The sequence below is a fragment of the Candidatus Halobonum tyrrellensis G22 genome (assembly GCF_000495475.1).
In the GTDB taxonomy this organism is placed as follows: domain Archaea; phylum Halobacteriota; class Halobacteria; order Halobacteriales; family Haloferacaceae; genus Halobonum; species Halobonum tyrrellense.
The window spans coordinates 1-11,184 of the sequence record NZ_ASGZ01000032.1 but is presented as its reverse complement, the minus strand read 5'-3'; the positions used below and the strand labels follow the sequence as shown (position 1 = coordinate 11,184).

The 11,184-nt window shown below is 71.9% G+C and carries 14 protein-coding genes and 2 pseudogenes; 8 read left to right on the top strand and 8 right to left on the bottom strand.

Annotated features, from left to right (window positions below; translation table 11 throughout):
* Positions 1 to 137: 137 nt before the first annotated feature.
* Positions 138 to 1,025, top strand: a complete 888-nt coding sequence (gene prs, locus K933_RS10010) for a ribose-phosphate diphosphokinase (protein ID WP_023394615.1) — start codon at positions 138 to 140, stop codon at positions 1,023 to 1,025.
* Positions 1,026 to 1,184: 159 nt separating this feature from the next.
* On the opposite strand, the gene K933_RS10005 is transcribed toward prs, so the two are convergent.
* On the bottom strand, positions 1,185 to 1,448 hold the full coding sequence (locus K933_RS10005; RefSeq protein WP_023394614.1) for a hypothetical protein: 264 nt from the start codon (positions 1,446 to 1,448) through the stop codon (positions 1,185 to 1,187).
* A 157-nt stretch (positions 1,449 to 1,605) separates the two neighbouring features.
* Between K933_RS10005 and K933_RS10000 the strand changes: the two genes are divergently transcribed.
* From K933_RS10000 to K933_RS09990, 3 genes are all read left to right on the top strand, one after another.
* The gene (locus K933_RS10000; RefSeq protein ID WP_049947768.1) at positions 1,606 to 1,845 is read left to right on the top strand and encodes a DUF7860 family protein; all 240 of its coding nucleotides are present in this window, start codon (positions 1,606 to 1,608) and stop codon (positions 1,843 to 1,845) included.
* 71 nt (positions 1,846 to 1,916) lie between these two features.
* Entirely contained in the window at positions 1,917 to 2,531 is a 615-nt protein-coding gene (locus tag K933_RS09995; protein WP_049947770.1) for a uracil-DNA glycosylase, read from the top strand.
* A 347-nt stretch (positions 2,532 to 2,878) separates the two neighbouring features.
* Entirely contained in the window at positions 2,879 to 3,304 is a 426-nt protein-coding gene (locus K933_RS09990; protein WP_023394611.1) for an HIT family protein, read from the top strand.
* An 82-nt stretch (positions 3,305 to 3,386) separates the two neighbouring features.
* On the opposite strand, the pseudogene K933_RS19025 reads toward K933_RS09990, so the two are convergent.
* Positions 3,387 to 3,624, bottom strand: a pseudogene (locus K933_RS19025) (IS6 family transposase); the annotation flags it as partial.
* A gap of 263 nt (positions 3,625 to 3,887) precedes the next feature.
* On the opposite strand from K933_RS19025, the gene K933_RS09985 reads away from it, so the two are divergent.
* Both K933_RS09985 and K933_RS09980 read left to right on the top strand, forming a co-directional pair.
* A complete protein-coding gene (locus tag K933_RS09985; protein WP_023394610.1) occupies positions 3,888 to 5,342 on the top strand; it encodes an APC family permease in 1,455 nt (484 codons plus the stop codon).
* A gap of 3 nt (positions 5,343 to 5,345) precedes the next feature.
* Complete coding sequence (locus K933_RS09980) at positions 5,346 to 5,999, top strand: potassium channel family protein (RefSeq protein WP_023394609.1); 654 nt, start codon at positions 5,346 to 5,348, stop codon at positions 5,997 to 5,999.
* 20 nt (positions 6,000 to 6,019) lie between these two features.
* Here K933_RS09980 and K933_RS19020 read toward each other — a convergent pair.
* A pseudogene (locus K933_RS19020) lies at positions 6,020 to 6,231 on the bottom strand (IS6 family transposase); the annotation flags it as partial.
* Positions 6,232 to 6,317: 86 nt separating this feature from the next.
* Positions 6,318 to 6,689 carry a hypothetical protein gene (locus tag K933_RS09975; RefSeq protein ID WP_023394608.1) on the bottom strand — a complete coding sequence of 124 codons (372 nt, stop codon included), beginning with the start codon at positions 6,687 to 6,689 and terminating at the stop codon, positions 6,318 to 6,320.
* Between the two features lie 205 nt (positions 6,690 to 6,894).
* On the opposite strand from K933_RS09975, the gene K933_RS09970 reads away from it, so the two are divergent.
* The gene (locus K933_RS09970) at positions 6,895 to 7,665 is read left to right on the top strand and encodes a ParA family protein (protein WP_023394607.1); all 771 of its coding nucleotides are present in this window, start codon (positions 6,895 to 6,897) and stop codon (positions 7,663 to 7,665) included.
* A gap of 102 nt (positions 7,666 to 7,767) precedes the next feature.
* Here K933_RS09970 and K933_RS09965 read toward each other — a convergent pair whose 3' ends face one another.
* Positions 7,768 to 8,283 carry a DUF7858 family protein gene (locus K933_RS09965; RefSeq protein WP_023394606.1) on the bottom strand — a complete coding sequence of 172 codons (516 nt, stop codon included), beginning with the start codon at positions 8,281 to 8,283 and terminating at the stop codon, positions 7,768 to 7,770.
* Positions 8,284 to 8,451: 168 nt separating this feature from the next.
* On the opposite strand from K933_RS09965, the gene K933_RS09960 reads away from it, so the two are divergent.
* The gene (locus K933_RS09960; RefSeq protein ID WP_049947767.1) at positions 8,452 to 9,309 is read left to right on the top strand and encodes a transcription initiation factor IIB; all 858 of its coding nucleotides are present in this window, start codon (positions 8,452 to 8,454) and stop codon (positions 9,307 to 9,309) included.
* 165 nt (positions 9,310 to 9,474) lie between these two features.
* Here the strand turns inward: K933_RS09960 and K933_RS09955 are convergent, their stop codons facing one another.
* The 3 genes from K933_RS09955 to K933_RS19555 all read right to left on the bottom strand — a co-directional run.
* Positions 9,475 to 10,134, bottom strand: coding sequence for a MinD/ParA family ATP-binding protein (locus tag K933_RS09955; protein WP_023394604.1), 660 nt, complete (start codon positions 10,132 to 10,134; stop codon positions 9,475 to 9,477).
* Positions 10,131 to 11,006, bottom strand: a complete 876-nt coding sequence (locus tag K933_RS09950) for a DUF7857 domain-containing protein (protein ID WP_023394603.1) — start codon at positions 11,004 to 11,006, stop codon at positions 10,131 to 10,133. Before K933_RS09950 ends, K933_RS09955 begins: the two co-directional genes overlap by 4 nt.
* A 45-nt stretch (positions 11,007 to 11,051) precedes the next feature.
* The coding region (locus K933_RS19555) for a DUF7856 family protein (RefSeq protein ID WP_449240087.1) at positions 11,052 to 11,184 on the bottom strand (133 nt) is incomplete at its 5' end.

Below are 11,184 nucleotides of genomic sequence, written 5' to 3'. Positions count from 1 at the left end.
CGACCGGCGGAGCGGACGACGCGGCCGCGGGGACCGCCGATACCGACGCCGGCGGGTCCGGCGGCGCCGCGGGCGCGGGCGGGCCACCCTCGCGCGAGTAGGAACGGGTTTGTATCCGGACGCGGTTAGCGACGCGTATGCTCGTACCCGGGTCCGCCTCGCAGTCGCTCGCGGCCGCCCTCGCCGCCGAGACGGGCCGCCCGCTGGCGACGCCGGAGTACCGCTGGTTCCCCGACGGCGAGGAGTGCGCCTCGGTGCCCGACCTCGCGGCGTCGGCGGAGTCGGGAGGGTCGAACGACGGGACGCCCGCCGAGACCGTCGTGGTCGCGTCGACCCCGTCGAACGACGCGCTGGTCGAACTCCTCCAGCTACAGGACGCCTGCCGGGAGGCCGGCGTCGACCGCGTCACGACCGTCCTCCCGTACATGGGGTACGCCCGCCAGGACAGTTCGTTCGGCCCGGGCGAACCCGTCTCCGCGCGCGCGGTCGCCCGCGCCGTCTCGACGGGGACCGACCGGGTGGTGCTGGTCAACCCCCACGAGCGGGGCGTCACGGAGTACTTCGACTGCGAGACGGCGGTGGTCGACGCCGCCGCCCGCCTCGCCGCGCCGCTCCCCGACGACCTCTCGGAGCCGGTGTTTCTCGCACCCGACGCGAGCGCGGAGTCGCTGGCGGCGAGCGCGCGCGACGCGTACGGTCGCGGGTCGACCGACTTCTTCGAGAAGGAGCGCGACCGCGAGACGGGCGAGGTGTCCGTCCACCCCCACGACGCCGACGTGGCCGGGCGGGACGTGATCGTCGTCGACGACATCGTCGCCACCGGGTCGACGATGAGCCACGCGGTCGCCGCGCTCCACGACCGCGACTGCGGGCGCGTGTTCGCCGCCTGCGTCCACGGCGTACTCGCGGGCAACGCCCGGGTCAAACTCGCGGCCGCGGGCGTCGAGTCGGTGTTCGCCACCGACACCATCGAACGCGGCGAGACCGCCGTCTCCGTCGCGCCCGCCCTCGTGGACGCGCTCTGAGGCGGCCGCGGCGCCGGGTCGACCGGGCCGCCGGCCGGCGGGCGTCGCCGACGAACGACCGTCCGCGGCGACCGACCGGGTGAACGGGACGGCGGTAGAACGAGTGGGCGACGCGCCGTGACCGGCCCGGGTCGGGCCGTTCGGTTCGGCTCGGTCGGGTCAGTTCGCGTCGGCGTTCCGGCGGCCGAACGCCGCGAGCGTCCGCGGGAGCACCTGGCGGTAGCCGAGGAGGTACAGCCCCCACACGAGCATCACGGCCGCGAGCAGGAAGTCGACCGCGGCGTGCTGGATGTTCGCGGCCACCAGCGCCGCCCGGCCGACCTCCTCGAACCGGATCCCCGCGCCCGTGAACGCGACGCTCCCGGCCGCGACGAGGAGCCACTCGAACGCCGCCCACACCGCGTCGAACAGTCCGTCTTGCATACGCCAGCGGAGCCGCCGGACCGTCCTCAACCTTTCGCCTCCCCTTTCGCGGGTGCGTCCGGGCCGGAACGGGTGCATCCGGTCCGGAACGGGGTGAGCGCCCCCGAGTCGCCGGCGTGGCGAAACGGTCTTGTAACCCAGCACGGGAGTAACTGGTATGTCACGCACGTCAGGACGGTACGGGGACCTCGACTACCCGCGGCTGGCGAAAGGCGGGGTGGGTATCAGCCTGCTCGTCTTCGTGCTCGCGGCCGCGATACAGGTTGCCGCGAGCGGGACGGGGACGGCACTGCCGGGCTGGGAGGAGACGCTGTTGACCGACCTGGAGTACCTGGCCATCCTCTGTATCCCCCTCTCGGCGTTCCTGTTCGGGGTCGTCATGCCGCTGACCGAGTGAGCCGCGACGGCGGGGCGGGCGACGACGACGGGGAGCCGAACGCGGACTCGGAGCCGCGCTCGGAGTCGGAGATAGCACACCCCGACGCCGACGACCGGTTCGTCGTCCGGCCCGGCTGCCGGCGGTGTCCCGCGCTCGTCGAGTCGCGGACGTGCATCTCGTGGGGGAACGGCCCGCGGGACGCGAGCGTGTTCGTCGTCGGCGAGGCGCCGGGCGCGGGCGACCCCGACGCGCCGGTGTGGAAGGGCGGAAACCACACCGGGTTCGCGTACACATCCAGCCACTCCGGCCGGCGGGTCCGGCGGCTGGTGGCCGCCGTCGGTTACGGCGGCGACGCCTACTACACGAACGCGGTCAAGTGCTTCCCCGAGGGCGACGACGGGAGCAACCGCGAACCGACCGACGCGGAGCTACGGAACTGCCGGAGCCACCTCGAAACCGAACTCGACGCGGTGGAGCCGGCGGTGGTGGTCGCCACCGGTAAACACGCCACGACGACGGTGCTCGCGTTCGAGGGGCGCGAACTCGACGGCTTCCTCGACTCGGTGTGTGAACCGCTCGACTGCCCGACGCTCGGGGTGACGCTGCTCCCGGTCCTCCACCCGAGCTACCAGGAGGTGTGGCTCTCGCGGCTGGGGCTGAGCGAGGCGGAGTACCGCGAACGGATCGCCGAACACCTGCCGTGAGCGAAGCCGGACGGGAGACTCCACAGTGACCGTCGAACGACCGCTCTCGGCGCGTGGCGGCTGGCCTCCGTGCCAGCCGCGAGCGCGAGGGACGAGTGACCGAGCGACAGCGAGGGAGCGAGTCGGCTGGGGAGGGTGTGGCGACGGGTGGGACCGGAAGGGGCCGTGCGGTCCGCGAACCCCGGCGACGCAAGCACCGCAGCGGAGCGAGGAGCACAGCGAGCCGCGGGAGCGGACCGTGCGGGGGCTTCCGAGGTCACGGTCCCGCAGTCGTCGACGACGGGACCGTCGAGTACCGAGACGGACCGCCCCCAGATTCAAGCGGACCCGAAGCAAACCCTCCGGACATGAGCGGAACTGACGACTGCGTCTTCTGTGGGATCGTCGCCGGCGACATCCCCGGTCGGATCGTCGGCGAGAGCGACGACGCCGTCGCGTTCCTCGACGCGAACCCGATGGCGCCCGGCCACACCCTTGTCGTCCCCCGTACACACCGCGCGCGCCTCGGCGACCTGAGCCGGGAGGAGTCCGCCGCGGTGTTCGAGTTGGTGTACGACCTCGCGCCCGATATCGAGGCGGCCGTCGACGCCGACGGCGCCACCGTGGGGCTGAACGACGGTCCCGCCGCGGGCCAGGAGGTCGGACACGTCCACGCGCACGTCATCCCGCGGTTCGACGGCGACGGCGGCGGCCCGATCCACGTCGCCGCCGGCGAGCGGCCCGACCTCTCCGACGCGGAGTTGGACGACATCGCGGCGGAGATATCCGACTGACGACGATACGACGGCGGTATCCTCGAGAGACGTACGAATCGCCGAGTGAGACGAGACAGTACGAGAGCCCCGCTCTCGTGAACGTCGGCGGGTCAAGAGCGCTATGGGCCAGTCGACGTATCCACTGGACACCGGCGGATCGCCCGGTGAGAGCGCTCACCGCCTGCTTCGGCGAGAATCCACGCCGTTTCTCCGAGCGAACACCCGGTCGCGTGGAGACGGACGGCGAACGCCCCGAGGTGAGGAGTGTCGCCGTCCGCTCACGCTCTAACGTTCTTCAATTCCGCCGCGAAGCGCCCGCTGAGCAGGTCCGCGAACACGCTACCCGAATCTCTCACCGACCTGTTCACGTCGCAACCTGGCCTCACTAGACAGTGCCGCTGGAGCTTCGGAAGGCGTCGTTCGCAACCGGCGCTCACTCCCACGCGGTCGAAATACGAGTTACGGGCGTCGGAGAGTTCTAACGAGGGCTAACAAACACGGGTACGATTCCCGACGGAGAGGAATCCTCACAACCATTACGCTGGCTCAACGGTGCACCGAACTAGACGATGCACGACGAGCAAAACGAGGAGCGAAGGTAATGAGCGAGACTCGGACCCGGTCCCCGGAGGCCGAACTCGGGTTGCTCGACGCGACGATGATCGGGATGGGAGCGATGATCGGGGCCGGCATCTTCGTGTTGACGGGGCTGTCCGCCGAGATCGCCGGCCCGGCCGCGATCCTCGTTTTCGCGCTGAACGGCGTCGTAACCGCATTCACCGGGCTCTCGTATGCGGAACTGGCCGCTTCGATCCCGAAGAGCGGTGGCGGATACGCCTTCGTTCGGGAGATCTTCGAGGACCTCCCGTCGTTCATCATGGGCTGGATGCTCTGGTTCGCCTACATGATCGCAGGGGGGCTGTACGCGCTCGGCTTCGCTCCGAACTTTCTCGAACTGTTGCACGTCTACGGGGTAGTTCCGCCACCCGACGAGGTGGGGGCCGTCGTACTACCGTTCGTCGAGACGGCGGTGCCACTCGCGTTTCTGCTGGCGTTCGTTGCCGTGCTCGGTCTGGTGGCGCTCAACGCCGTCTCGACGGCTGCCAGTGGGAGCGCCGAGACGATATTCACCATCATCAAGGTGAGCATCTTGGCCGTGTTCGTCGCCTTCGGGTTCGCGTCCCCGATGTTCTCCGGAGCCGAGTTCCAGCCGCTGTTCCCGGCGGAAGCCGGCGCGGCCGCGGTCCTGCCGGCGATGGGACTTACGTTCATCGCATTCGAGGGGTACGACCTCATCACGACTGTCTCCGAGGAGGTCGAGAACCCCCGAGAGAACATCCCGAAAGCGATTTTCCTGAGTCTGATCGCGACCGTGATCGTCTATCTGGCGGTCGTCACCGTCGCCGTCGGCACGCTCGGGGCGGACGGACTCGCCGACGCCGGGGAGGCGGGTATAGCCGAGGCGGCAACGTCGTTCATGCCGACCGGACTGCCGATCATCCAGAACGGCGGGGCGCTCATCGTCTTCGGGGCGGTGTTTTCGACGCTGACCGCGCTCAATGCGGTCGTGATCGCCTCCTCGCGGGTGGCGTTTTCGATGGGCCGCGAGGGACAGTTGCTGCCGTCCTTCGGCCAGATTCACTACCGCTACGGGACACCGTTCGTTGCGATCCTCGCTAGCGCGGTCGTGATGCTCGGGTCGGTGGCACTGCCGACGGAAAGCGCCGGGAATATGGCGAGTTTGTTCTTCCTCCTGTCGTTTATCGTCGTCAACGTCGCCGTGATCAGGCTCCGGCGGGAGCGACCGAACATGAACCGCCCCTACGAGATGCCCTACTACCCCGTTCCGCCGGTGCTCGGTATCGGTCTCAATCTGATCCTGGCCGGGGTACTCGTGGAGTACCTGACCCGGACGGATCCGCTGGCGCTGATACTCAGCGTCGCGTGGGTCCTACTGGGCGGAGTTGTCTACGTGGGGCTCGATCGTCTCAGAGCGCGTTCGGATCGTGGCCAAACGGGGGCCGACACCGGAATAACACCCGAGGGGGAAGATTAACGCATGACCAACAACCTCGATATCGTCATCGCGGGCGGCGGGCGCGTCGGCTTCCAGACAGCTGAGACACTCGCCGACTTCGGACACGACGTCACGATCATCGAACAGGACGAGAGGGTCGTCTCGGAGATCGCCGACAAGTGGATGGCAACGATCATCCGCGGTGATGCGACCAACCCGGACATCATCGAACAGGCCGGCATCGAGCAGGCCGACGCGATCGCGGCGCTCACGGGTAACAGCGGGATGAACCTCGCGGTCTGTTTAGCTGCCAAGGAGTTCTCACCCGGGATCCGGACGGTGGCGCGGATCGAAAGCGCCGTCGGGGAGTCGTACGCCCGGTTCGTGGACGCGGTACTCTTCCCCGAGCGGGCGGGCGCCCGAATCGCGGTAAACGAGATCCTCGGGAGCGACGTTCAGACGCTGGCAGACGTGACTGGTAACCTCGATATCGTGCTCGTCCGCGTCGCGGAAGGGGCTCCGGCGGCGGGTAAACAGTTGGCCGACGTGCGCTTTCCCGCAGGGACACTGGTCGTCTCCGACGACGACGGGAACCGGGTCGCCCGGGCCGACACGACGCTGACACCCGGCAGTCGCTACGTCGTCGCGCTCGAACCGGATATCGCCGACGAGGTGATGAACTTGATGCGGGGGTAGTCACCCGCGCTCGCGAGCGTCGGCGGATCGAGAGCGCCGTCAGCCAGTCGATCTACCCGCTCGAAGATCGCCTGACGAGAGCGTTCGACGCCTACTGCAGCGAGAATCGAAGCGACCTCTCTACGTGAACAGCCAGTCGCGCGAAGGCGGACGACGAACCCCCTGACGGCGTCGCCGTCCGCTCACACTCTCAACGTTCGCCGAATTCCGCCGCGAAGCACTCGCTGAGCACGTCCGCGGGTACTCTACCCGGAGCACTCACCGAGTTGGTCGCGTCTCAAACTGGCCTCGCTAGACAGTGCCAGTTTGTGAGAGGTGTCAGACGAACGGGATACCGGTCGCCTCCGGCGCGACGACACCGACGAGCGCGAGCAGCCACATCACGACCACGACCGTGAGCCACGCGACGAGCGTGATGCCGACCGCCGACCCCAAGTCGCCGGGGTAGCGCCAGTTGATCACCGCGAGGTACGCCACCAGCGCCAGCACCAGCCCCAGCCAGCCGAACGGGACGAGGAACGCGACCACGGCGTAGACGACCGACCCGACGAGCGCGGTCACGATCGCGTACGTGTAGTCCTCGACGCCGGCGATCACCCGCGCGCCGACGTAGATGCCGAGCGCCCCCACCAGGAGGCTGACCACGAACACGACGAGCGAGTCGACCAGGGATGCGTCCGTCTGTAACATCGACCGAGAGTCGGGTCCGCGAGCCATCCACTCGCGGGCTGCCAGTGCAAGGAGCCATCGGCTGCGGGAGCGCCGCCGTGGCCCGTACGGTCCCGTGGTCGCGGTCCTCCCCGCTCCGTCGCCCGGCCGGTGCCGGGGAACCGGAGCTGAGCGGTCTGAGAATCGGGACCGACCGCTTATCCGGGCGGACGCGCCCACCGCGTGTATGACCCAGACACCGGCACGGACGGTGGCGCTCGTCGGCACCGCCGGCGGCGTCGGGACGACCCGGACCGCGGTGGAGTGTGCGGCGGCGCTCGCGCGCGCCGGCCGCGACGTCGCGGTGGTCGACGCCGCCTACGGCACGCAGGGACTCGCGCGGTTCGTCGACGGCCGGGTCGAACCCGACGCGACCGCGCTGTGTCTCGCGCCCGAGCGACCGCTCGCGGAGGGGCTGTCCGACCTCGGGGTCGACACCGAGGGACGGGTCGCGCTCGCGCCCGCACACGCCCCGTTCGAGCGGCTGGCGGGCGCGAAGACGCCCGACGCCGCCCAGGCGTTCGAACGTCGGCTGGCGGAGGCCGCCGACGCGTTCGACCACGTGCTCGTCGACACCCCGCCGGTCGCCGCCAACCAGGCCGTCGCGGCCGTCACCGCCGCCGACCGGGTGGCGCTGGTCGCGTCGGCGGACGCCCGCGGGGCCGACACCCGCCGCCGGATGGCCGACCGCCTCGCGGACGTGGGCGCGCCCGCCGACCTGACCGTGAGCGTCGGCGGCGACCTCGACGCCGCCGAGGCGACCGTCCCGGACCTGTCGGACCACGAGAGCCACGCGGACAACCCCGACCGCGCCGACGGCGCCGGCGCCGCGCCGGCGGCGCTCGGGAGCGACGACGCGGCCGCGGGGGTCGTCGCCGCCGCCGGGGCGGTCGTCGACGACGAACTCGACGTCGACCTCTCGACCGGGGGCGTCCTCGGTCGCCTCCGTCGGTCGTAGGCGACTACCTCCGCGGGCGGCGGGAGTCGCGCGGTCGAACCCCGACGGGCGAAACGGCGGAGCGGAGAAGGGGAGCCGAGATGCCGGGGCGGTGCCGGCGCCTCACAACAGGTCGGTCGTCTCGCTCATCGTCCCCGCGAGCGCGTCGCGCTTCTCGACGCTCGCGTTCCCGTCCCGTCCCAGTTCCCCCTCCGCGAGCTCCGCGAGTTCCGGCACCGGGTCGTGGCTCTCGACGTAGCCCGCGAGCGCGAAGTCGGCCTCGTCGCCGCCGGTCAGCGCCAGCGCGTCCGCGCGCGTCACCTCGCCCGCCAGCCAGTCGCGGACCACCCGCCGCGCGGTCGGCGCGAGCGGCGAGACGCCCGCGACGCCACAGCGGTGGAGCGCCTTCGCCGCGGTCATCGGCGCGACGCCAGCCTCGCGGGCGGTCGCGCCGACGCTCGACCCGCGGGCGTGTTCCTCCAGAACGGTCGCCGTCGCCTCCGGCGTACACGGGAGCGCGTCCGCGTGGGGCGCCAGCCGGTCGACCAGCGACCCGTCGGTGTCGTCGACGGTGGCGACGCCGCGGTCGTCCTGCTCGGTCGTCACCTCGATGCCGGCGGCGATCTCCGAGAGCGGCATGGGCGTACTGTACGTTTAGTTGCCATAAGTTTACCTAATAGAGATATCAGCGCCGATACGCGCGTGGCGGGAAGGTACCGATAACCGGTACGTTCCACGCCGTCGTCTGGCGGTTCGACCCCCGGATCCCCCCGTAGTTAAGTATGGTTTCGGGACCGAGTTCCTAGTATGAGCCAGGCAACGACGGCCTGCCCGGAATGTGACGGACGAGTGCGTACGGACGGAACCGAGACGGTCTGTAGCGACTGCGGGCTCGTGGTGTCGGCCGACCGGGTCGACCGCGGTCCCGAGTGGCGGTCGTTCGCGGACGACGACACCGACCCGCGGCGGACCGGCGCGCCGCTGACCCGGTCGCGACACGACCGCGGCCTCTCGACGGAGATCGGTTACACGCGCGTCAAGGGTCGAAAGCGCCGCCAGTGGGCGCGGATGCGCCGTCAGCACACCCGCGCGCGCATCTCCTCGAAGCGCGAGCGCAACCAGGTGTACGGCTTCACCGAGATCCGCCGGCTGACGAGCGTCCACTCGCTGTCGGAACAGGTGCGCGACCAGGCCTGCTCGCTGTTCGACTCCGCCCAGGAGGAGGACCTCCTCCGGGGACGCTCCATCGAGGGGTTCGCCGCCGCCGCGGTGTACGCCGCCTGCCGGATCGCCGGCATCTCCCGGACGCGCGCGGAACTGCTCGCGGAGGCGAAGGCCGACGAGAACGAACTCGACGCGGCGTACGACGCGATGAACCGCGACCTCGGCCTGCCGGTCGGGCCGATCGACCCCGTCGAGTACCTCCCGCGGTTCGTCTCCGACCTCGACTTGAGCGCCGCCGTCGAACGCGACGCCCGCGCGCACCTCGAGACGGCGCGCGACCGCGGGCTGACCAACGGCCGCAACCCGGGCGGCGTCGCCGCGGCGTGCGTCTACGCCGCCGCCCGCGACAACGGCGAGGAGTGCACCCAAGCCGACGCCGCCGACGCCGCCGACGTGACCCCCGTCACGCTCCGGAACAGCTACACCGATCTGCGGGAGTGACGCGGGCGGGCTGACTCCGCGCGACGAAACCGAGCGAGCGACTCCTTCTGCTGTCGACCGACCGTCGGGGTCGAGTGGGACGTAGTCGGGGCGAGAACGGACGGCGAATCGACCGCGGACCGCGAAGAGATCCGGACCGGTCGAACGTGACAGCGGCGCCGGAAGCTACCGCGCGCGCCGAACAGCCGTCGCCACCGCGTCGACCGCGCGGCCGGCGGCGCTGTCGGGCGCCGTCGCCGCCACCGGCGTCTCGTCGGTGATCGAACGCCCCAGCCGCGGGTCCGCCGGGACCACCGTCGCGGGGGCGCCGAGCGCGCGCTCGACGGGCGCGACCGCGGGGGCGTCGACCGCACGGTTGAGCGCGATGCAGGCGACGCCCGCGTCGAGTTCGCGTGCGAGTTCGCGGCTCCGGACCGCGTCGGCGAGCGCCCACGGCTTCGGCGACGTGACCACCACGCACGCGTCCGCGAGCGCGAGCGGCACCCCCGCGTCGGCGCGGAGGCCGGCGGGACAGTCGAGCACCAGGTCACGCCGGCGGGCGAGGTCCGCGACCGCCTCGTCGAGTCGAGCGACGTCGGCCGCGCGCGCGCCTGCGAGCGACCGACCGCACGGTAGCACGTCGACCGGCCCCGTCCGCACCGCCTCGACCGCCGACGCCCGCCCCGCGAGCACGTCGTGGAGGTCCGGTCCGCGCTCGCGGCCGCCGGGCAGGTCGGCCATCGCCAGGTCGGCGTCGACCACCACCGCGTCGAGCGCCGCGCCGAGTTCGTACGACAGCGTCGACTTACCCACGCCGCCCTTCCCGCCCGTGACCGCGAGGATCACGCCAGCCTCCGGAGCGCGTCGACCGGCACGTCCGTCGCCCGCGCCCGTTCGGCCAGCCGCTCGGCCCGCTCCGCGAGCGCCTCCAGCGCCGCCGCGTCGGCCGCGAGCGCGTCGGGCAACTCCGCGACCGGCGTCCCGTCGAGGTCGCTCCCCGCGAGCGCCGCCGTCGCCTCCGCGACCGACGCGTCGGTCAGTTGCTCGCCGCGGGCGACGCGCCGCTCGACCGTATCGAGATACGCGTCGACGGCAGTCGCGTCGGACGACCGGCCCGCGGCGGCGCCGTCCCCGCCGTCGGCACCGTCGCCGGCCGGCGCGGCGGGCGAGCCCGCCGGGTCGTCTCCGCCCTCTCGGTCCCCTCGGCTCGCTCGGTCGTCCCGTTCGGCGGTCGGGTCCGTCGCGTCACCCGGCGCGGGAGAACCGGCCGCGCCGCGGTCCGCCGCCGCGTCGTCGGCCTCCCGGCCGGCTTCGTCCGGGTCGGCACGCCCCGTCTGCGGGCCGTCGGGGAGCGGAACTGCGTCGCGCGGCGGCGCCGACGGCGGGAGGTCGCGCCGGGCGCGCTCGACCGGCGGGGCGGTCGTCCCCCGGGGCGCGCTCACGTCGGCGAGTTTGAGCGGCCGGCCGGCGCTCGCACCCTCGCCGACCGGGCAGGCGTAGCCGACGGCGAGCGTCTCCTCGGCGGGGACGACTCCGTCGAACCCCTCGGCCGACCAGCCGTCGGCGGGCGCACCGCGCCGGCGTGGCGGGAGCACGGGGCCGTCGAGGCGGTTGACGAGCCGAACCCGGCGCGCGACCGGGCCGGGGTTGGAGACGCGGGCGGTGACGAGCGCGACGCCCGCGCGGACGTCGGCGCTCGCGTCGAGCGAGACGGACATAGCGCCGGTGGTCGCGTCACCCTACTTAAAATCGAACCCGGGGTCTCACAGGCGAGCGACCGGCGTGTCCAGTCGGGCGGCGGCCTCGCGCGCGTCGTCGAACCGTCGGACGGCGAGCACAACGGGCGCCGCGCGGTCCGCGACGCGGACGGCCGCCAGCGCCGCCGTGACGGGGTCG